General features: G+C 64.8%; 19 protein-coding genes. 15 read left to right on the forward strand and 4 right to left on the reverse strand.

Features of this window, described 5'->3' with window-relative positions; all coding sequences use genetic code 11:
- Positions 1 to 133: 133 nt before the first annotated feature.
- From metH to hisG, 4 genes are read left to right on the forward strand one after another with little or no spacing between them, the layout of a single operon-like run.
- Positions 134 to 3,703 (forward strand): methionine synthase, encoded by a 3,570-nt coding sequence (gene metH / locus CH283_RS08485; protein ID WP_068050786.1) that lies wholly within the window; start codon positions 134 to 136, stop codon positions 3,701 to 3,703.
- Complete coding sequence (locus CH283_RS08490) at positions 3,696 to 4,364, forward strand: HAD family hydrolase (RefSeq protein ID WP_068050785.1); 669 nt, start codon at positions 3,696 to 3,698, stop codon at positions 4,362 to 4,364. The genes metH and CH283_RS08490 overlap by 8 nt, the downstream gene beginning before the upstream one ends.
- Before the next feature lie 49 nt (positions 4,365 to 4,413).
- Complete coding sequence (locus tag CH283_RS08495; RefSeq protein WP_032398466.1) at positions 4,414 to 4,677, forward strand: phosphoribosyl-ATP diphosphatase; 264 nt, start codon at positions 4,414 to 4,416, stop codon at positions 4,675 to 4,677.
- Positions 4,678 to 4,724: 47 nt separating this feature from the next.
- On the forward strand, positions 4,725 to 5,576 hold the full coding sequence (gene hisG / locus CH283_RS08500) for an ATP phosphoribosyltransferase (protein ID WP_094642360.1): 852 nt from the start codon (positions 4,725 to 4,727) through the stop codon (positions 5,574 to 5,576).
- A gap of 48 nt (positions 5,577 to 5,624) precedes the next feature.
- Here the strand turns inward: hisG and CH283_RS08505 are convergent, their stop codons facing one another.
- Both CH283_RS08505 and CH283_RS08510 read right to left on the reverse strand, forming a co-directional pair.
- A complete protein-coding gene (locus tag CH283_RS08505) occupies positions 5,625 to 6,431 on the reverse strand; it encodes a thioesterase family protein (protein WP_068050784.1) in 807 nt (268 codons plus the stop codon).
- A 17-nt stretch (positions 6,432 to 6,448) separates the two neighbouring features.
- Entirely contained in the window at positions 6,449 to 7,327 is an 879-nt protein-coding gene (locus CH283_RS08510) for a RecB family exonuclease (protein WP_373454840.1), read from the reverse strand.
- Positions 7,328 to 7,648: 321 nt separating this feature from the next.
- On the opposite strand from CH283_RS08510, the gene CH283_RS08515 reads away from it, so the two are divergent.
- Positions 7,649 to 8,515, forward strand: coding sequence for a tRNA (adenine-N1)-methyltransferase (locus CH283_RS08515; RefSeq protein WP_176460531.1), 867 nt, complete (start codon positions 7,649 to 7,651; stop codon positions 8,513 to 8,515).
- A 34-nt stretch (positions 8,516 to 8,549) separates the two neighbouring features.
- Here the strand turns inward: CH283_RS08515 and CH283_RS08520 are convergent, their stop codons facing one another.
- Positions 8,550 to 9,035, reverse strand: coding sequence for a hypothetical protein (locus CH283_RS08520; RefSeq protein ID WP_068050782.1), 486 nt, complete (start codon positions 9,033 to 9,035; stop codon positions 8,550 to 8,552).
- 185 nt (positions 9,036 to 9,220) lie between these two features.
- On the opposite strand from CH283_RS08520, the gene arc reads away from it, so the two are divergent.
- The 5 genes from arc (at position 9,221) to prcA (ending at position 14,663) form a co-directional block, all read left to right on the forward strand.
- Positions 9,221 to 10,984 (forward strand): proteasome ATPase, encoded by a 1,764-nt coding sequence (arc, locus tag CH283_RS08525; RefSeq protein WP_094642358.1) that lies wholly within the window; start codon positions 9,221 to 9,223, stop codon positions 10,982 to 10,984.
- An 82-nt stretch (positions 10,985 to 11,066) separates the two neighbouring features.
- The gene (gene dop / locus CH283_RS08530; RefSeq protein WP_068050780.1) at positions 11,067 to 12,566 is read left to right on the forward strand and encodes a depupylase/deamidase Dop; all 1,500 of its coding nucleotides are present in this window, start codon (positions 11,067 to 11,069) and stop codon (positions 12,564 to 12,566) included.
- A gap of 194 nt (positions 12,567 to 12,760) precedes the next feature.
- Positions 12,761 to 12,955 carry a ubiquitin-like protein Pup gene (locus tag CH283_RS08535; protein ID WP_008716348.1) on the forward strand — a complete coding sequence of 65 codons (195 nt, stop codon included), beginning with the start codon at positions 12,761 to 12,763 and terminating at the stop codon, positions 12,953 to 12,955.
- Positions 12,952 to 13,893, forward strand: a complete 942-nt coding sequence (gene prcB / locus CH283_RS08540; protein ID WP_068050779.1) for a proteasome subunit beta — start codon at positions 12,952 to 12,954, stop codon at positions 13,891 to 13,893. Before CH283_RS08535 ends, prcB begins: the two co-directional genes overlap by 4 nt.
- Positions 13,890 to 14,663: a proteasome subunit alpha gene (gene prcA, locus CH283_RS08545; protein ID WP_068050778.1), complete on the forward strand. Its 774-nt coding sequence runs from the start codon at positions 13,890 to 13,892 to the stop codon at positions 14,661 to 14,663. The genes prcB and prcA overlap by 4 nt, the downstream gene beginning before the upstream one ends.
- Positions 14,664 to 14,696: 33 nt before the next feature.
- Here prcA and CH283_RS08550 read toward each other — a convergent pair whose 3' ends face one another.
- Entirely contained in the window at positions 14,697 to 16,166 is a 1,470-nt protein-coding gene (locus tag CH283_RS08550) for a bifunctional phosphatase PAP2/diacylglycerol kinase family protein (RefSeq protein WP_068050777.1), read from the reverse strand.
- A 98-nt stretch (positions 16,167 to 16,264) separates the two neighbouring features.
- Here CH283_RS08550 and pafA point away from each other — a divergent pair, with 98 nt between their 5' ends.
- The 5 genes from pafA (at position 16,265) to tatC (ending at position 21,113) form a co-directional block, all read left to right on the forward strand.
- The gene (gene pafA / locus CH283_RS08555; protein ID WP_170944814.1) at positions 16,265 to 17,623 is read left to right on the forward strand and encodes a Pup--protein ligase; all 1,359 of its coding nucleotides are present in this window, start codon (positions 16,265 to 16,267) and stop codon (positions 17,621 to 17,623) included.
- A 69-nt stretch (positions 17,624 to 17,692) separates the two neighbouring features.
- Positions 17,693 to 18,685 (forward strand): helix-turn-helix transcriptional regulator, encoded by a 993-nt coding sequence (locus tag CH283_RS08560; protein WP_094641816.1) that lies wholly within the window; start codon positions 17,693 to 17,695, stop codon positions 18,683 to 18,685.
- Positions 18,682 to 19,677: a helix-turn-helix transcriptional regulator gene (locus CH283_RS08565; protein ID WP_094641814.1), complete on the forward strand. Its 996-nt coding sequence runs from the start codon at positions 18,682 to 18,684 to the stop codon at positions 19,675 to 19,677. The genes CH283_RS08560 and CH283_RS08565 overlap by 4 nt, the downstream gene beginning before the upstream one ends.
- An 86-nt stretch (positions 19,678 to 19,763) precedes the next feature.
- Positions 19,764 to 20,030, forward strand: coding sequence for a Sec-independent protein translocase subunit TatA (gene tatA / locus CH283_RS08570; protein WP_068050773.1), 267 nt, complete (start codon positions 19,764 to 19,766; stop codon positions 20,028 to 20,030).
- Positions 20,031 to 20,141: 111 nt separating this feature from the next.
- Complete coding sequence (gene tatC, locus CH283_RS08575) at positions 20,142 to 21,113, forward strand: twin-arginine translocase subunit TatC (RefSeq protein ID WP_094641812.1); 972 nt, start codon at positions 20,142 to 20,144, stop codon at positions 21,111 to 21,113.

The raw sequence follows: 21,113 nt of genomic DNA on the forward strand, positions 1-21,113 counted from the left end.
ACATCCGATCCGGCACCTGAAATGTCCGTATTTTCGTTTCCGTCGTCGATCGGGGACTGGCCATCGAGGTTTCGGGGACTCACCACGACAGCCTACGACCCGACGTAACTTCGGTGCCCACTACTCTGTAGTGATGCCCGCTCAACACAAGCCCAGTCTGCTCGATGCGATTTCACGTCGTGTTGTCATCGGCGACGGAGCGATGGGCACGATGCTCCAGGACGCCGACCTCACTCTCGACGACTTTCTCGGTCTGGAGGGATGCAACGAAATCCTGAATGCCACCAGGCCGGACGTGCTGCGTGAGATTCACCGCGAGTACTTCGCGGCCGGTGCGGACGCCGTCGAGACCAACACCTTCGGCTGCAATCTACCCAACCTGGCCGATTACGACATCGAGGACCGCATCCGCGAGTTGGCCGAGAAAGGCACCCGGCTCGCGCGTGAGACCGCCGACGAGATGGGCCCGGGCCGCGACGGGATGGGCCGCTTCGTGTTGGGTTCCATGGGCCCCGGTACCAAGCTCCCCACTCTCGGCCACGCCCCCTTCGCCCGACTGCGCGACGCGTACACCGAAGCCGCCCTCGGCATGATCGACGGCGGTGCCGACGCCATCCTGGTCGAGACCTGCCAGGACTTGCTACAGGTCAAGGCCGCGATCATCGGCAGCCAGCACGCGATGGACAAGCTGGGCGTCCGCATCCCGATCATCACCCACGTCACCGTCGAGACGACGGGCGCGATGCTCGTCGGCAGCGAGATCGGTGCCGCACTGACGGCACTCGAACCCCTCGGTATCGACATGATCGGGCTCAACTGTGCGACCGGCCCGGCCGAGATGAGCGAGCACCTGCGCCATCTGTCCAAGCATTCGCGTCTTCCGGTGTCGGTGATGCCCAATGCCGGCCTGCCCACCCTGGGCGCGAAAGGGGCCGAGTACCCACTGACCGCTCCCGAATTGGCCGAGGCCCTGAGCGGTTTCGTCAGCGAATACGGGTTGGCTCTGGTGGGAGGTTGCTGTGGCACCACGCCCGAGCACATCCGCCAGGTTGCCGACATGGTGCACGGGGCAACGAAACTCGAACGGCAGCCCGCGCCCGAGCCGGGCGTCTCCTCGCTGTACACCGCCGTTCCGTTCGAGCAGGATGCCAGCATCCTGATGATCGGTGAGCGCACCAACTCCAACGGGTCCAAGGCATTTCGCGACGCGATGCTCGCCGAGGACTACGAGAAGTGCCTCGACATCGCCAAGGACCAGACCCGCGACGGCGCGCACATGCTCGACCTCAACGTCGACTACGTCGGCCGCGACGGCGCCGCGGACATGGCCGCGTTGGCCAGCCGACTGGCGACGGCGTCGACCCTGCCGATCATGCTCGACTCCACCGAACCTGCCGTTCTCGAAGCAGGTTTGGAGCACCTCGGTGGTCGCAGCGCGGTCAACTCGGTCAACTACGAGGACGGCGACGGACCCGACTCGCGATTCCAGAAGATCATGCGTCTGGTCAAGGAGCACGGCGCCGCCGTCGTTGCGCTGACCATCGACGAAGAGGGACAGGCACGTACGGCCGAATGGAAGGTGCGCGTCGCAGACCGGTTGATCACCGACATCACCGAGAACTGGGGCCTGCGCCACGAGGACATCATCGTCGACACCCTCACTTTCCCGATCTCGACGGGCCAGGAAGAGGTGCGACGCGACGGCATCGAGACCATCGAGGCGATCCGGCAGCTCAAGGAGAAGTACCCGAAGGTGCACACCACCCTCGGGCTGTCGAACATCTCGTTCGGCCTCAATCCCGCTGCACGCCAGGTGCTGAACTCGGTGTTCCTGCACGAGTGCACACAGGCCGGCCTCGACACCGCCATCGTGCACGCGTCGAAGATCCTGCCGATGAACAAGATTCCCGACGAGCAGCGCGAGACGGCCCTCGATCTGGTGTACGACCGCCGCAGCGAGGGCTACGACCCGCTGCAGAAGCTCATGCAGCTCTTCGAGGGGGTCTCCGCAGCGTCGGCGCGGGAATCTCGCGCGGAAGAACTCGGCCGTTTGCCGCTGTTCGAGCGACTCGAACGACGCATCGTCGACGGCGAACGCAACGGCCTCGACGCCGATCTCGACGCCGCGATGGCCGAGAAGCCGCCGCTGGAAATCATCAACGAGACTTTGCTCTCGGGGATGAAGACCGTGGGCGAGCTGTTCGGCTCAGGTCAGATGCAGCTGCCGTTCGTGCTCGCCTCCGCCGAGGTGATGAAGGCTGCTGTGGCGTATCTCGAACCGCACATGGAAGCAACCGACGACGACGGCAAGGGTCGCATCGTGCTCGGTACCGTCAAGGGCGACGTGCACGATATCGGTAAGAACCTCGTCGACATCATTCTGAGCAACAACGGGTACGAGGTGGTCAATCTCGGTATCAAGCAACCGATTTCGACCATTCTGGAAGCCGCGATCGACAAGCGCGCCGACGTGATCGGCATGTCCGGGCTACTGGTCAAGTCCACCGTGGTCATGAAGGACAACCTCATCGAACTCAACTCGAAGGGTGTCGCCGAGCAATTCCCGGTTCTGCTGGGCGGAGCGGCCCTGACCCGGTCGTATGTCGAGAACGACTTGCAGGACGTCTACGAGGGCGACGTGCACTATGCGCGTGATGCATTCGAGGGCCTTCGCCTGATGGACACCATCATGACCACCAAGCGCGGTGGCGGACCGGCCCCGGACAGCCCCGAGGCACTCGCTGCGAAGGCCAAGACGGCCGAGCGCAAGGAACGCCACGAGCGGTCCAAGCGCATCGCCGAGAAGCGCAAGGCCGCCGAAGCGCCGGTGGTCGTGCCCGAACGATCCGATGTCGCTGCCGACATCGACATCCCGGTGCCGCCGTTCTGGGGCACGCGCATCGTCAAGGGCGTGTCACTGTCGGAGTACTCGGGGCTGCTCGACGAGCGGGCCCTGTTCCTGGGGCAATGGGGTCTGCGCGGTGCCCGCAAGGGCGAAGGTGCCACGTACGAGGACCTGGTGGAGTCGGAAGGCAAACCGCGCCTGCGGTATTGGCTCGATCGACTGAGCACCGACGGCATCCTCGCACACGCGGCATTGGTGTACGGGTACTTCCCGGCGGTCTCGGAGGGCGACGACGTCGTCGTGCTCACCGAACCCGAACCCGATGCGCCCGAACGCTTTCGGTTCACGTTCCCACGGCAGCACCGCGACCGCTTCCTCTGCATATCGGACTTCGTTCGGTCGCGTTCGGCGGCACGGGAATCGGGCAAGGTCGATGTTCTGCCGATGAACCTGGTGACGATGGGCCAGCCCATCGCGGACTTCGCCAACGAGCTGTTCGCCGCCGACTCGTACCGTGACTACCTCGAGGTCCACGGAATCGGCGTTCAGCTCACCGAAGCCCTGGCCGAGTACTGGCACCGCCGGGTACGCGAGGAACTGAAGCTCTCCGACGGCAATTCCGTCGCCTCGGAGGATCCCACCGAGGCCGAGGGCTTCTTCAAACTCGAATATCGCGGTGCGCGTTACTCGTTCGGCTACGGCGCATGCCCCGATCTCGAGGACCGCATCAAGCTCGCCGCACTTCTCGAACCCGAGCGAATCGGCGTGAAGCTCTCCGAGGAACTGCAGCTACACCCCGAACAGTCGACCGATGCGTTCGTACTTCATCACCCGGAGGCCAAGTACTTCAATGTCTAGAACCCACCTGCAGGGTGTCCTGTGGGACATGGACGGCACACTGCTCGACTCGGAGAAGATCTGGGACGTCGCCATCGGTGAGTACTCCCGCTCACTGGGAACGGAACTCAGCGCGGAGGTGCGTGAAAGCACCCTCGGCAACTCGATGTGGGATGCACTGCGCAAGGTCTTGGCGAATGCCGGGGTCGAGGTCACCGACGAGCGCCTGATCGAGGGCCGTGAGTGGCTGACCACACGAGTCGGAGACCTGTTCGCCGAGGGGATTCCGTGGCGCCCCGGTGCCAAGGACGCTCTTGCGCTCGTGCGCGAGATGGGTCTGTCGACCGGGTTGGTCACCAACACCGAGCGGGGTCTGGTCGAGCGGGCTCTGGACACCCTGGGGCGCGAGTACTTCGACATCACGGTCACCGGCGACGAGGTCGAGGCAGGCAAACCGCATCCGGCCCCGTACCTGCGCGGTGCAGCGTTGCTCGGACTCGACGCAGCTTCGTGCCTTGCGGTCGAGGATTCGCCCACCGGTTCGCTGTCGGCGCACACCGCCGGTTGTCCGGTGCTGGTGGTTCCGTCCGAAATCGCGGTGCGGGCCGCACCGGGGTACACCATCCGCGATGGTCTCGTCGGATTGACCGCCGACGAGGTGCGACGAGCCTGGGCATCCTGATCTCGACCGATTCGTACCCCTGAGCGACGACGTGAAAGAATATCCATCCGTGAAGACTTTCGATTCGCTGTTCGCCGAGCTCACCGACCGCTCGAAGACCCGCCCCGAGGGTTCGGGCACCGTAGCAGCGTTGGACGCGGGAGTTCATTTCCAGGGCAAGAAGGTCCTCGAAGAAGCCGGTGAAGTGTGGATCGCCGCCGAGCACGAGAGCGACGAGGCACTCGCCGAGGAGATCTCGCAGCTGCTCTACTGGGTCCAGGTGATGATGGTGGGTAGAGGCCTCGAACTCGAGGACGTCTACAAACATCTGTGAGTTCGATCCGCATGTCGCTCACGAACTCGTCGAACAAGGAAAACTGCATGCTGCGCGTAGCCGTACCCAACAAGGGCGCTCTCTCCGAGTCCGCCGCCGAAATTCTCAGTGAAGCCGGCTACCGACGCCGAAGCGATTCCAAAGACCTGACGGTTCTCGATCCGGCGAACGGCGTCGAATTCTTCTTTCTGCGCCCCAAGGACATCGCGATCTACGTCGGATCCGGGCAGCTGGATCTGGGCATCACCGGACGCGACCTGGCTCTCGATTCCGGTGCTGCTGTCGAAGAGCGGCTGGCACTCGGATTCGGCCGATCGACCTTCCGCTATGCCGCACCCGCGGGCAAGGAGTGGGCACCCGAGGATCTGGGTGGATTGCGCATCGCGACGTCCTATCCCAACCTGGTGCGCAAGGATCTGGCCGCCAGAGGACTCGAAGCAACGGTCATCCGCCTCGACGGTGCGGTGGAGATCTCCATCCAGCTCGGGGTCGCCGACGCGATCGCCGACGTCGTGGAGTCGGGTCGCTCGCTGCGTCAGAACAACCTCGTGGCATTCGGCGAATCTCTCTGCGATTCCGAGGGCGTCTTGATCGAACGAGCAGGCACACCGGGCACCGACTCCGCACGCAAGCAACTCATCGCCCGCGTACAGGGCGTCGTCTTCGCACAGCAGTACCTGATGCTCGATTACGACTGCCCCAAGTCGATCCTCGACGAGGCCGTCAAGATCACTCCTGGAATCGAATCGCCCACCCTGGCGCCGATGGTCGACGACAACTGGGTTGCCGTGCGCGCCATGGTCTCTCGTAAGGTCCACAACAACGTCATGGACCAGCTCGCCGATCTCGGTGCCAAGGCGATCCTCGCCTCCGACATCAGGTCCTGCCGCGCGTTCTGAATCCGAATTCACGTCGTCACAGCGCTGACGTCTCGATCGGACGAGACGTCAGCTGCGACGTCTAACCAACACCGTCTGAGCGATGCGACCGACAGGTCCTCGTTCGTCGCTGAGGGTGCCCGCGCACATTGCGATTCCGTCCGGCCCGGTGGAGGTCTCGGCGGACACCCCGATCCAATCTCCCTGCGGCACGCGGAACACGTGCACGGTCAGATCGGTGTTCAGGAACGTCCATTCGTCGATCGGGAGCTTGGCTCCGATTCCGTTGGCGATGTCGGCAATAGAGAACAGTCTCTCCAACGGAGTCATCGATTCACCCTGCACCAGAACGGGTCTGGGCCTCGCCCACACCTGGCCCGGCCCCGGCTCGCCGAGTCCGGTGAGAGTCCTGAACTCGACGGCGTCGAGATAACCCGACGACCAGGTGCCACCGAAGGTGTAGTCGACTCCGTCGCTCACCGGTCGCATCACCGGATCCCCGGAGTGTGCAACGTCGTCGGTCGGCGTGGTGCGCAATCGCCATGCGCTGCCGCGGGCCACCGCCCGCGCAGTTCCCGACGTGCCGTCCGCCCAGAGTTCCGCGACGACGAGCTCGATATTGGCACCGGGACGCTCCGTCCATGACCGGATCTCGATGTCCCCGACCGGAACCGGTCCGAGGATGTCGACGGCCACGCGACTGATACGGGTGTCCTCCCTGGCGTCGACTCGCTCGAGCGCCCGGACCAACAGGGCCGACGGCGGAGCGCCGTGTTGCATCGTCGGTGCCCACAGACTGACGGTGTGCTCGGTAGCGGTGACCCGCTCGTGGCCTTCGCTGCCGACACCGGCGGGAACGAAGAAGGCGTTCGGCAGTGCCTTCGCGGTGAGGGTCACAGCTCGGCCCCCGCCGGATCGGCAGCGGCCGTGGGCCAACCCGGATACGCCGGGGGAGTACCACCGAATTCCGGACACAGCGCCTGGTGGTCGCACCACTTGCACAACGCGCCCCGTTTGGCGCGGAAATCGCCGGTCTCGCCCGCAGCCAGAATCGCTTTCCAGATGGCCGAGAGCATGCGCTCGAACCTCCGCAACTCGCCCTCGTCCGGGGTGTAGGTCAGCTCCTGCTTGTCGGAGAGGTACATCAACTTCAGTTGTGCCGGAACGACTCCGCGCATCCGCATGATCATCAGCGCGTAGAACTTCATCTGGAACAGCGCCTTGGACTCGGTGAACTCTCGCGGTGCCCGGCCGGTCTTGTAATCGACGACGCGGATCATCCCGTTCGGTGCCACGTCGATCCGATCGATGAATCCGCGCAGCGGCGTACCGTCGTCCAGCACTACCTCCACGCGCTGTTCGCAGGACTCGGGCTCGAACCGAGTGGGGTCTTCGAGCTCGTAGTACCCGGCGACCAGCGCGCGAGCCCGGTCGAGAAACGCCGGTCTTTCGTCCGCCGGAACCAGACTCTCGATGTCGGGTGACCGAGCGACCACTCGCTCCCACGCCGGATCGACGAGTTCTCGCGCAGTGGCCGGAACACGATCCTGTGCGGGCAACGCGTACAGGGCCTCCAATGCGGCATGCACCACAGTTCCCTTCACCTGAGCTTCGGTGGAGACCTCGGGAATCCGGTCGACGGCACGCAGGCGATAGAGGAGTGGGCACTGCTTGAAATCACCTGCGCGCGAAGGCGACAACGCCGGTGTACTGCGGGAGCCGGACGTCGCCGGCGACGTCTGCTCGCTGTCGCCGAGATCGAGTAGAGGCAAGTCGACGGGCGTCGACGCGGAAATACTCACGACTGCGACCCTATGCCGTTGGTCCGACATCTTCGGTCAAGGCCGTAGTCTGGCACGTCGAGTCGTCCCAGGTGCCGGACCGCAACAGGTCGGGCACCGAACAGAGCAACGAAAGCAGGTTCCGCTGTGCCGTCCGGTGATGCTGTGTCCTTCGGTGATTCCGCGTCCGCGTCGACCGACGGGCCCGAGGTCGACGCGATCGTCGATGCCCCGGTCATCGGTGCGGACGAAGTGGTCACCGCAACTGTCGACGAAATCGAACTCGACGAAGCTCTCGCGACCGATGACGACGTGCCGGTCGAGTCGGTACCGCCCGGACCCGCACGCAGCGGACCGTTCCGCGTCGGAGATCGAGTCCAGCTCACCGACGGTAAGGGCCGCCACTACACGGTGGTGCTCGAGGCGGGCAAGGAGTTCCACACCCACCGGGGCGGAATCACCCACGACAAACTGCTCGGCGCCGACGAGGGCAGCGTCGTCACGTCCGTCAACGGCACCCCTTACCTCGCACTGCGGCCGCTGCTGACCGACTACGTGCTGTCGATGCCGCGTGGCGCGCAGGTCATCTACCCCAAGGACGCAGCCCAGATCGTGCACGAGGGCGACATGTTCCCCGGCGCGCGAGTGCTCGAGGCCGGTGCCGGATCGGGCGCGCTGACGTGCTCGCTGCTGCGTGCCGTCGGTACCGCAGGAACGGTCATCTCCTACGAGATCCGCCAGGACCATGCCGACTACGCGATCAAGAACGTCGAGACGTTCTTCGGCGAGCGGCCGTCCAACTGGCACCTGACGGTGGCCGACGTGGATCAGTTCGGTGTCGATCGTCCCGGCGAGCAGGTCGACCGCGTCGTCCTCGACATGCTCGCGCCCTGGGACGCACTGCCTGCCGTATCGAAGGCTCTCGTCCCCGGCGGCGTGCTGCTGGTCTACGTCGCTACGGTGACGCAGTTGTCCAAGGTCGTCGAAGCCCTTCGCGCGCAGGAGTGCTGGACCGAACCCCGCTCGTGGGAGTCGATGGTGCGCGGGTGGCACGTCGTCGGATTGGCGGTTCGTCCCGAGCATCGGATGCAGGGCCACACGGCATTCCTCGTCAGTGTCCGACGCCTCGCCGAGGGCACCGTCACGCCGAAGCCTCAGCGTCGGTCCGGCAAGGGCTGACTATCCCAGCGGCGTCGCCGAGGATTCCCGGCCTCTAGGCGCAGGGTGCCTGCCCCATGGCGAGAATCTGGCAGGTACTGGCATCGGAGAGCTTCCAGTCGCCGTCGATCAGCACCCAGGTCTGCGGGGACGGTGCTGCCGTTCCCCGCGGAGTGGCGATCGCGACGTCGGCGGTGGACGTCTGGCCCTCGACCGTCGGTTCGGCAACCTCGAATGTGATGGCGCCGTAATTCGCCAGAGCCGCGGTCATCGTTTCGAGGTTGGTCAGGCGTGCCTGCCCGTTCTCGACCGAAGCCGCTTTCGTCGCCGCGTCGACATCCGGTGCCACCAGTTGCAGCAGAGATGCTTCGAGTTCAGCCGCGGTAGGTGCTGCGACGGTGGGTGCATCGGTTGCGGGATCGCTGATTTCGGCGGCCGCCGTCGAATTGTGATCGGTGTGATCGGAATCGTCGGCCGAACTGCAGCCGGCCACCGAAATCATCGCTGCCGCGAGCGCGACACCTGCCGAGAAAATGCGCATCTTCACTGGTGAAGCCCCTGATTCCATGGTCGGTCCGCTGCTTGGTCAGGTGAGGCTAACATGAACTCGACCGACGCTCGGGTGCGGTCGAGACACACTGCTTCTCCGTCCCGATCGTGGTGTCGGTCCGCACATTCGGGCCGGTGCCGGTAGCGTTGGTAGATCGTCACTGGGAGGAGTCGCTCATGAGCTCAACAGACAATCCGGATGTGGCCGCGGCCAGAGCCGAACTGGACGCCGTGCGAGCCGAAGCTGCTTCACTGCGCCGTCAGCTGGGGGAGTCCCCCGAACAGGTACGCGAACTCGAAGGACGCGTCGATTCTCTGTCGCTGCGCAACGCGAAGTTGATGGACACCCTGAAAGAGGCCAGGCAACAGCTCATCGCACTTCGCGAGGAAGTGGACCGCCTCGGCCAACCGCCGAGCGGCTACGGCGTTCTGCTGAGCGTCTTCGACGACGGCACGGTGGACGTGTTCACCTCCGGACGCAAGATGAGGCTGACGTGTTCACCCAACATCGAGGCGGACTCACTGGCACCGGGGCAGACGGTGCGCCTGAACGAAGCGCTGACCATCGTCGAGGCCTGCACCTTCGACCAGGTCGGCGAAATCAGCACTCTGCGTGAGATTCTGGGCGACGGATCCCGAGCACTCGTCGTCGGTCACGCCGACGAGGAACGAGTGGTGTGGCTGGCCAAGCCGTTGATCGACATGGTCAACGACGAAGGCCCCATCGACCCGGACGAACCGTCCCGCAAACTCCGTCCCGGCGACTCCCTGCTCGTCGACACCAAGGCCGGCTACGCCTTCGAGCGTGTCCCCAAGGCCGAGGTCGAGGACCTGGTCCTCGAAGAGGTGCCCGACGTCGGATACGAGGACATCGGTGGCCTCGGTCGGCAGATCGAGCAGATTCGCGACGCCGTCGAACTCCCGTTCCTGCACAAGGATCTGTTTCGCGAGTACTCCTTGCGTCCGCCCAAGGGTGTGCTGCTCTACGGCCCTCCCGGCTGCGGAAAGACGTTGATCGCCAAGGCGGTTGCCAACTCGTTGGCCAAGAAGATCGCCGAGGCCCGCGGCCAGGACGCCAAGGAAGCGAAGTCGTTCTTCCTCAACATCAAGGGCCCCGAGCTGCTCAACAAGTTCGTCGGCGAGACCGAGCGTCACATCCGCATGATCTTCCAGCGTGCACGGGAGAAGGCGTCCGAGGGCACCCCGGTCATCGTGTTCTTCGACGAGATGGACTCGATCTTCCGCACCCGTGGTTCGGGCGTCTCGTCCGACGTCGAGACGACGGTGGTCCCGCAGCTGCTCGCCGAGATCGACGGCGTGGAGGGCTTGGAGAACGTCATCGTGATCGGTGCCTCCAACCGTGAGGACATGATCGACCCCGCGATCCTGCGGCCCGGTCGCCTGGACGTGAAGATCAAGATCGAGCGGCCCGACGCCGAATCGGCACAGGACATCTTCTCCAAGTACCTCACCGACTCGCTGCCGGTCAACGCCGACGATGTCGCAGAGTTCGGCGGAGACCGCGCTGCCTGCATCCGAGGGATGATCGACCGCGTCGTCGAGCGTATGTACGCCGAGAGCGACGACAACCGCTTCCTCGAGGTGACGTATGCCAACGGAGACAAGGAAGTTCTGTACTTCAAGGACTTCAATTCCGGTGCCATGATCCAGAACATCGTCGACCGCGCCAAGAAGTACGCCATCAAGTCGGTACTCGAGACCGGCAACGGCGGGCTGCGCATTCAACACCTCTTCGACTCCATCGTCGACGAATTCGCCGAGAACGAGGACCTACCGAACACCACGAATCCGGACGACTGGGCTCGAATCTCCGGCAAGAAGGGCGAGCGGATCGTCTACATCCGCACGCTGGTCACCGGCAAGAACGCCAGCGCGAGCCGGGCGATCGACACCGAGGCCAACACCGGCCAGTACCTGTAGCTTCGTCGAACATCACTTTCGGGGCGCGTCCGCACAGGGCGCGCCCCGAAAGCGCTCTGCGGCCGACGTCTAGGCTCGACATATGCAGCGCATCATCGGTATCGAGGTCGAGTACGGCATATCTTCGCCCACCGAACCCACCGCCAACCCGATCCTGACATCGACCCAGGCAGTGCTCGCCTACGCGGCAGCCGCCGGGGTACCCCGGGCCAAGCGCACACGCTGGGACTACGAGGTCGAGTCGCCGCTGCGTGATGCCCGCGGATTCGACCTCGGACGCTTCAGCGGTCCGGCACCGGTGATCGACGCCGACGAGATCGGCGCGGCCAACATGATTCTCACCAACGGGGCTCGTCTGTACGTCGACCACGCGCACCCGGAGTACTCCGCCCCGGAGGTCCGCGATCCGTTGGACGCAGTGATCTGGGACAAGGCCGGCGAGCGCGTCATGGAGGCCGCCGCTCGCCACGCCTCCAGTGTGCCAGGTGCCCCGCGACTGCAGCTCTACAAGAACAACGTCGACGGTAAGGGCGCGTCGTACGGCACCCACGAGAACTACCTGATGTCGCGCGAGACGCCGTTTTCGGCGGTCATCGCCGGTCTGTCGCCGTTCTTCGCCTCCAGGCAGGTCATCACCGGATCGGGACGCGTCGGAATCGGCCAGTCCGGTGACGAAGCGGGCTTCCAGCTCTCGCAGCGGGCGGACTACATCGAAGTGGAGGTGGGCCTCGAGACCACCCTCAAGCGCGGCATCATCAACACGCGCGACGAACCACACGCGGACGCGGACAAGTACCGCCGCCTGCATTGCATCATCGGCGACGCCAATCTCGCCGAGATGTCGACCTACCTCAAGGTCGGCACCACCGCGCTCGTGCTCGACCTCATCGAAGCAGGGGTCGATCTGTCCGATCTGCAGCTGGCCAGGCCGGTGACCGCAGTCCATCAGATCAGCCACGATCCGACGCTGCGCAAGGCCGTCGCGCTCGCCGACGGCCGCGAGCTGACCGGGCTTGCGCTGCAGCGGATCTACCACCAGCGTGCTGCGAAGTTCGTGGCCGCCGAGGGCAGCGACGACGCGCGCGCTCTGGATGTGCTCGACAAGTGGGCGATGGTCCTCGACCTTCTCGAACGCGATCCGATGGAGTGCGCCCATCTGTTGGACTGGCCCGCGAAATTGCGCCTGCTCGAAGGGTTCCGCCAGCGGGAGGGGCTCGGGTGGTCGGCTCCTCGGCTGCATCTGGTGGACCTGCAGTATTCCGATGTTCGCCTGGACAAAGGCCTGTACAACCGGCTGGTTGCTCGTGGGTCGATGGATCGACTGGTCACCGAGCAGCAGGTGCTCGATGCCGTCGGCACGCCGCCGGATGATACGAGGGCGTACTTCCGCGGTGAGTGCCTGCGCAAGTTCGGTGCCGACATCGCCGCCGCGAGCTGGGACTCGGTCATCTTCGATCTCGGCGGCGACTCCCTTGTCCGCATCCCGACCCTCGAGCCGCTTCGAGGCACGAAATCGCACGTCGGTGCGCTGCTCGAGTCGGTCGACAGTGCCGCCGAACTCGTCGATCAGCTCACCAACTGACGCGCCCGAGGACCGGTACCGACTATTCGCGGTGTCTTGCCGACCGACGGAGTCGGTCTGTCGGTAGGGTAAAGGTCCGTGCACTTTCGGCGGAACGTTCGGTTGCACTTGCACATCCACGACGGTGCACCTCGGATCGACCGGTGAGAGTGCAGTAGATCTGTTTTCTCGATACACGGAGGAGGTCGGCGACTATGGCACAGGAGCAGACACGGCGCTCTGGCGGCGGCGACGACGATGAGGTTCCAGGCGACACCGGAGCCGGTGGTCAGGAACGACGCGAGAAGCTGGCCGAGGAGACCGACGACCTTCTCGACGAGATCGACGACGTGCTCGAGGAAAACGCCGAGGACTTCGTGCGCGCCTACGTTCAGAAGGGCGGCCAGTGACGGTGGATCGTTCGGACCCACGGTCGGCCGGCGACGGAACGGCGATTCCGTTCGGGTCGAGCAGCTCGTCGTTCTCCGATTATCTTCGTCAGCACGCCCCTCATCTGTTGCCCGAGAGCGGTATCGCAGCGGACCTGGCGTCCCACACCGCGAACGGCGGGTCGGACAAGTCCGGTATTGCCCCGCACGGGACGACGATCGTCGCGCTGACCTACGCGGGCGGCGTTCTGATCGCGGGTGACCGGCGAGCCACGCAGGGCAATCTGATCGCCAATCGCGACATGCAGAAGGTCTACGTCACCGACGATTACTCCGCAGCGGGTATCGCCGGAACTGCCGGCATAGCGATCGAACTGGTGCGGCTCTTCGCCGTCGAACTCGAGCACTACGAGAAGATCGAGGGCGTGCCGCTCACGTTCAACGGCAAGGCCAACAAGCTGTCGTCGATGGTCCGAAGCAATCTCGGTGCCGCGATGCAAGGGCTCGCCGCGGTCCCGCTGTTGGTCGGATTCGACATCGACATCTCGGATCCGGATCGTGCCGGAAGAATTGTGTCCTACGACGTGGTCGGCGGGCGATACGAGGAGCGTTCGGGCTACCACGCGGTGGGATCGGGATCGCTGTTCGCCAAGTCCGCGCTCAAGAAGCTCTATCGCCCCGGAATGACCGAGGAGGAGGCGATTCGCGCAGCGGTGGAATCGCTGTACGACGCCGCCGACGACGACTCGGCCACCGGTGGTCCTGACGTCACCCGCGGGATCTACCCGACGGCTGTCGCCATCACCAGCGTCGGTGCGGACGATGTTGCGCACGACAGGATTTCGGCCGCGGCTCGGTCCGTCCTCGCGGAGCGGACCGAGAGCGCCGCACATTCCGGCGGTGCCGAGCATCACACCCGGGCCGGTCAGCAAGTGAGCGAAGGGGGTAGCGCACCATGACGATGCCGTACTACGCATCTGCCGAACAGATCATGCGCGATCGTTCGGAGTTGGCGCGCAAGGGAATCGGCCGCGGCCGCAGCGTCATCGTGCTGACGTACGCGGACGGGGTGCTCTTCGTGGCCGAGAACCGTTCGACCGCGTTGCACAAGGTGAGCGAACTGTACGACCGGATCGGTTTCGCGGCCGTGGGCAAGTACAACGAGTTCGAGAACCTGCGCAAGGCCGGAATTCAGCACGCCGACATCAAGGGATACACCTACGATCGGCGTGACGTGACCGGCCGTTCGCTCGCCAAGACGTACGCCCAAGCACTCGGCACGATCTTCACCGAGCAGCTCAAGCCGTACGAGGTCGAGATCTGTGTCGCGGAGGTCTCGCATCAGGACGAGCCGATCGCGACCCAGCTCTACCGCATCACCTACGACGGATCCATCGTCGACGAGCAGGATTTCGTCGTCATGGGCGGAACGACCGAGCCGATCGTGGCTGCGCTCAAGGACACGTACCGGTCCGGACTCGACCTGGCCGACGCGGTCCGTGTCGCCGTCGACGCACTCACGGCAGGTCCGGCGACGCCGCCTGCGGCGGGCGGTGAGCCGGAGAAGAAGGTTCTCGAAGTATCGGCGCTCGAGGTTGCGGTGCTGGACCAGGGTCGGCCGAGGCGAGCGTTCCGACGCATAGCCGGAGCTGCGCTCGAGGACATGTTGCCGACGCCGTCTGCGGCGGCCGAGGCAGTGACCGATACCGAAGCGGCACCGCCCTCCTGATCGGTGGCCCCGATTTTCCCACGGTCTCGCGCTCTATCGCTTCCGATAGAGCGCGAGACCGTTCTCGTCACTGGTGAACTCGAACCACGTTCCGTCGCCCACCACTTCGCCGTCGGCCGCCAGCGCAACCGGGGCGCCCTCCACCTCGACGGTCAGTTTCTTCACCGCTCGACGGACGTAGGCGGGTGACGAGCCGAGGGTGCCGGTCAACGTTGCCCACAGCAGTCTGGTTCTCGATGCCTTCGGCTCCGACGGTAGAAACCTGACATCGAGGGTTCCGGTGTGAATGCTGCTGCGAGACATAGGAACTTGATCTGCCGGTACGTAGTTGCCGTTGCCCACGAACAGCATCCAGACCGAATGCCTGGTGCCGTCGAGCCCGATGTTCAGTGGTTCCGCAGCCGCCAGCACCCTCGTCATCGCAATGGCGGCGGCCGGCCATTTGCCGATTCGGCGCTGCAACTTCTGACGCAGCCGCACCGAGTCGGGGTAGCCACCGAAGGTAGCGGTGTTGACGAACGACACGCTGCGGCCGTCGACGGACACCTCGGCGATGTCGACCAGTTCCGCGGTGCCCGCTTCCACAGCGGCAGCGGTGTCCTCCACGACGGTCAGCCCGGTGTCGCGAGCGAAGTGGTTGAGGGTGCCGCCCGGAAATGCTGCGAGCGGCAACCCGTTGCGTACCGCCGACGCGGCGACGCTGACCACTGTTCCGTCGCCGCCGCAGACACCGAGCGCACGCGGGGAGGTGCTCCGAATTCGCTGCTCGAGTTGCTCGTTGAAGTCCCGGTCGGGATCGGGGACGAACAGATCTGCGTCGGGAAGTGCTCGACGGATCGAGTCGGGCACGGCTTCCGAGTCGTCGCCCGAACCCGGATTGACGAGCACCAGCAGCCCCCGGCCGCCCGGCAGCGGCTCGACGTCGACCGGCGAGCCCAGATCGGCGGGCTTGCCCGACCGTACGGCCCACCAGCGACGGGTGGACAACGCGATGGCCGAGCCGAGAGCGGCACCGGCGATGACGTCTGTCGGCCAGTGCACCCCGACGTGGACCCGCGAGTAACACACCGCAGCCGCAACGGGCGCCAGCAGCACACCCGCTACCGGGGATTCGATTGCCACCGCCGTGACGAACGCAGCCGCCGACGCCGAATGACCGGAGGGGAACGACGACGACACCGGTGGAGCCAGCACCTGACGCAGGACGGGAACCGACTCGGAATCCGGACGAGTTCGCGGAAACAACGGTTTGAGCAGGCCGTTCGCGACCGAGCTCGCACCTGCCAGAGCGACGAGACCCCGAACGCCCCCGCGTCGAGCCGGGCCACCTGCAGCCACGAGAAGCGCAGCCGCACCGAGCCACAGACGACCGTGATCGGCGGCGTTGCTCAGCGCGCGCAGGCCGCCGTCCGCCCGGCTCTGCCGCAGAGCGGCACTTCGTGCCACCAGGGACAGATCCCACGCGTGAACGGCCGTCGAGATCGAGGTGCGCGTGGAAGTCATGACGCCCAGCCTAAGCACGTGCGACGACATCCTCACCGACGGACGACATCGGGGCGCTCCGACACATCGTTTCGAGGGTTGCGTTGTAGTGTCGAAGTGTGCAGCGACGAATTATGGGCATCGAGACAGAGTTCGGTGTCACATGTACTTTCCACGGACATCGACGCCTGAGTCCGGACGAAGTGGCTCGCTATCTGTTCCGCCGAGTCGTCTCGTGGGGTCGCAGCTCGAATGTGTTCCTTCGCAACGGTGCCCGCCTGTACCTCGATGTGGGCTCGCACCCCGAGTACGCCACCGCCGAGTGCGACAGTCTGCTGCAGTTGGTCACCCACGACCGCGCCGGCGAACGGGTACTGGAAGACCTGCTGATCGATGCCGAGCAGCGCCTGGCAGAGGAGGGCATCGGCGGCGATATCTACCTGTTCAAGAACAACACCGACTCGGCCGGCAACTCGTACGGCTGCCACGAGAACTTCCTGGTCCAGCGAGCGGGGGAGTTCTCCCGAATCTCGGACGTTCTGCTGCCGTTCCTGGTCACGCGTCAATTGATCTGCGGCGCAGGCAAGGTACTGCAGACGCCGAAGGCTGCGACGTTCTGCCTGTCGCAGCGCGCCGAGCACATCTGGGAGGGCGTCTCCTCGGCCACCACTCGTTCGCGGCCGATCATCAACACTCGCGACGAGCCGCACGCCGACGCCGAGAAGTACCGCCGGCTGCACGTCATCGTGGGCGACTCCAACATGGCCGAGACCTCGACGATGCTCAAGGTCGGAACGGCGGCCCTCGTTCTCGAGATGATCGAAGCGGGAGTGTCCTTCCGAGACTTCGCACTGGACAATCCGATTCGCGCCATTCGGGAGGTCAGCCACGATCTCACCGGACGCCGTCCCGTTCGACTCGCCGGCGGACGACAGGCCAGCGCCCTCGACATTCAGCGTGAGTACTACGCGCGAGCCGTCGAGCATCTCAAGACACGCGAGCCGAACACTCAGGTGGAGCAGGTCGTCGATCTGTGGGGACGCACGCTCGACGCCATCGAGACACAGGATTTCGCGAAGGTCGACACCGAGATCGACTGGGTCATCAAGCGCAAGCTGTTCCAGCGTTACCAGGACCGGTACTCGATGGAGTTGTCCGATCCCAAAATCGCACAGTTGGACCTGGCGTACCACGACATCAAGCGTGGCCGGGGGGTCTTCGACCTGTTGCAGCGCAAGGGTCTTGCGAAGAGAGTCACCGAGGACGAACAGATCGACGAGGCCGTCGATCTACCGCCTCAGACCACCCGAGCCAAGCTGCGCGGAGAATTCATCACGGCCGCCCAGGAGGCAGGTCGCGACTTCACGGTCGACTGGGTGCACCTCAAGCTCAACGATCAGGCTCAGCGAACCGTGCTCTGCAAGGACCCGTTCCGCTCGGTCGACGAGCGGGTCGAGCGGTTGATCGCGTCGATGTAGCCAGGTGGACCTCCGGTAGCTCGGGTCGCTACCGCTCGGTCCTCCGATGAGCAACTAGGCTCGACTGTCGTGGCCACCACCAAAGTCGAACGCCTGATGAACCTGGTCATCTGTCTGTTGTCGACACGTCAGTTCCTGACCGCGGAGTGGATCCGCGAGAGCGTTGCCGGGTACGACGACTCCACCAGCCACGAGGCGTTCAGCCGGATGTTCGAGCGGGACAAGAACGAACTGCGTGACCTCGGAGTCCCGTTGGAGACCGGCACTGCCACCAGGTTCGGGGGCGTCGAGGGCTATCGCATCAACCGCGACGCGTACGAACTGCCCGACATCGACCTCACCAGCGCGGAATCGGCCGCCGTCGCGGTCGCCGTCAAACTGTGGGAATCACCGGAGCTCACCTCCGCGGCGCAGAGCGCGCTGCTCAAACTTCGAGCGGCGGGAATCCAGGTCGACCAGAGCGAGTCCGCTGCGGCGGTGACCGCGGTTCCCGCACGCACCCGGGGCTCGGAACCTGCGCTGGGTGCCTTGCTGGCCGCGATCGACGACGGTAGATCTGTACGTTTCCAACACCGACCCTCGCTGACCGAGCCGTTCACCACCAGAACCGTCCAGCCGTGGGGTGTCGTGACGTTTCGCGGCCGCTGGTATCTGGTGGGACACGACGTGGATCGCAACGACACCCGCACGTTCCGCCTCTCCCGAATCGGCGACGACGTCAAACCGTTCGGCACCGCGCAGAGCGTGCGCAAGCCCGACGGCATCGACCTGCAGGACATCGTCCGCCGAGTGGCGGGCACGTCCTCGGTGGCGGGCACGGCCCGGGTATGGCTGCACGACGGCAAGGCGCTGGAACTACGCAGGATGGGAACGGTGGTGGGTGTGCAGAGTCTCGGTGCCCGCAGCGGCACCGTCGTGGAGGTTACCGTGCGGTCCTGGGACTGGATCTCGCGGTTGATAGCAGGTCACGGCGCGGATGCGGTGGTACTCGAACCCGCCGAACTGCGCGCCGATGTGATCTCGACACTGCGGACGGCGGCCGATGTGGAGAACGAGCGATGAGCGCGCGACTGTCGGTTCGGCTGGCCAGGTTGCTCAACATGGTGCCGTTCTTCATGGCCAATCCCGGGTTGAGCGCCGAGGAGGCCGCCCAGGAGCTGGGGGTGTCGACGGCGACGCTGATGGCCGATCTCAATCAGCTCTGGATGTGCGGTCTGCCCGGCTACGGCCCGGGTGATCTCATCGATCTGTCGTTCTCCGAGGAGAGCATCGACGTGACGTTCTCGGCCGGCATCGATCGACCGCTGCGCCTGACGTCGACCGAGGCGACGGCCCTGTTGGTTGCGCTTCGATCTCTGACGTCGATGCCAGGGATGGTCGACCCGTCCGCTGCTCAGCGCGCCATCGCGAAGATCGAGACCGCGGCAGGATCGGCGGCGGCCAACGTGCCACTCTCGTCCGATCACGACGGCACGGATACGGAGGAGGGGCCGGTCCCTGCCACCGTCCGATCCGCATTGCGGCACCGGCACGCTCTGGAACTGACCTATTACTCCGCGTCGCGGGACGTCCTGACCGAGCGGACCGTGGACCCGATCAGGACGGTGGTCGTCGACGACAACAGCTATGTCCAGGCGTGGTGCCGAAGCGCCGAGGGTGTTCGGCTGTTCCGGTTCGACCGCATCGACTCGGCCACCGAACTCGACGAACCGGCCGCGCCGCCGGAATCGGTGCAGGACGAGGACGCCTTCGAGATCTTCAACGACGATCCCTCGCTGTCGCAGGCGCGGCTGAAGGTCTCACCTGCATTCACCTGGATCCTGGACTACTACCCGATGACACAGGTCGCGGCGAATGCGGACGGGTCGATCGTGGTCACGATGCGATTCGCCACGCTGCAGTGGATGACACGGTTGACGTTGGGCTTCGGCGGCGGAGTCACGGTACTGGCACCTGAATCCTTGGTGAACTCCGTCCGCGACCGAGCACGTTCGGCCCTGGACGCGTACGCAGAGTTCGACGCGACCAGCGCGGACGGTCCCGTCGCCACATGAACACCGGGCAAACCCGGACCCGCCGCTGCCGAAGTCGGCACCCGTGGTCGGGTACGCTCGATTCATCTGATCTGTAGGAGGTTCACATGGGATTCACCAGTCCCTGGCACTGGGCCATCGTTGCGGTGGTCGTCATCATTCTGTTCGGTTCCAAGAAGCTGCCCGAGGCTGCTCGCGGACTCGGCCGGTCGTTGCGCATCTTCAAGAGCGAGGTGAAGGAGATGCAGAACGACGGCAAGTCCGACACCGACACCGCTCCCGCTCAGCAGCCCGTCGCTCCCGCTCAGCTGCCCTCGCCCGCCCCGGTCGCGCAGCCGAACACCGAGACCCAGCACGACGCGAAGTCTGCCTGAGCGCACGGCCGCTCAGCACACCTTCGGTGCCAGTTCGGCACCGAAGGTTCACTGCTGTCGGTGACGGCTTCTCGCTGTCGTCCGACCGACGAAGGCTGACCGTAGAACACCATGCGCATTCCGTTCGATCCGCGGCGAAGCAAGCGCCGAATCAATCCCGACGGCACCATGTCGTTGGTCGATCATCTGTACGAGCTGCGAACCCGGCTCCTGTGGTCGCTGGTAGCAGTCGCAGTGACGACTGCCTTCGGGTTCTTCTGGTACTCGCACACCATCTTCGGCGTCGAGAGCCTCGGCGACCTCCTACGCGGTCCCTACTGCACACTCGACCCGAGTCTGCGCGCGAATCTGAGCAACGACGATCAGTGTCGTCTGCTCGCCACCGGACCGTTCGATCAGTTCCTTTTGCGATTCAAGGTCGCGTTCACCGCCGGTGTCGTACTGGCCTGCCCCATCTGGCTGTACCAGATCTGGGCTTTCATCACCCCGGGTCTGTACGCCAACGAACGGCGACATGCGGTCTCGTTCGTCTCCGGAGCGGCTGCTCTGTTCGTCGCCGGAGCCGTCCTAGCCTACTTCGTGGTCGCCAAAGGCCTGCACTTCCTGCTCTCCATCGGCGACAACGTGCAGATCACCGCGCTGAGTGGTGATCAGTACTTCGGATTCCTGATCAACCTCCTCATCATCTTCGGCGTCAGCTTCGAGATTCCGTTGCTGGTCGTTGCCTTGAATTTCGTCGGCGTACTCACCTACGAGCGACTCAAGGCGTGGCGTCGAGGTCTCATCTTCGGATTGTTCGTCTTCGCGGCCATCGCAACTCCTGGCCAGGACCCGTTCTCCATGCTGGCCTTGGCCTTGGCGTTGACGGTGCTCTTCGAGATGGCAGTGCAGATTGCGCGAATTCACGACAAGCGTAAGTTGCGCAAGAGAAGAGACGAATGGGGTGATGTGTCAGATGACGAAGCAACGCGCATCGACGGCGCAAGTTCGATCGAATCACCGGATGCTGTCGGTCCGACACCGCCGTCCAGCGGTCTCGGTACCGCGACCCGAGTACAGGCGCAGTACGACGACACGATCTGA

It is taken from the genome of Rhodococcus sp. 05-2254-2, assembly GCF_002259095.1.
Classification (GTDB): domain Bacteria; phylum Actinomycetota; class Actinomycetes; order Mycobacteriales; family Mycobacteriaceae; genus Rhodococcoides.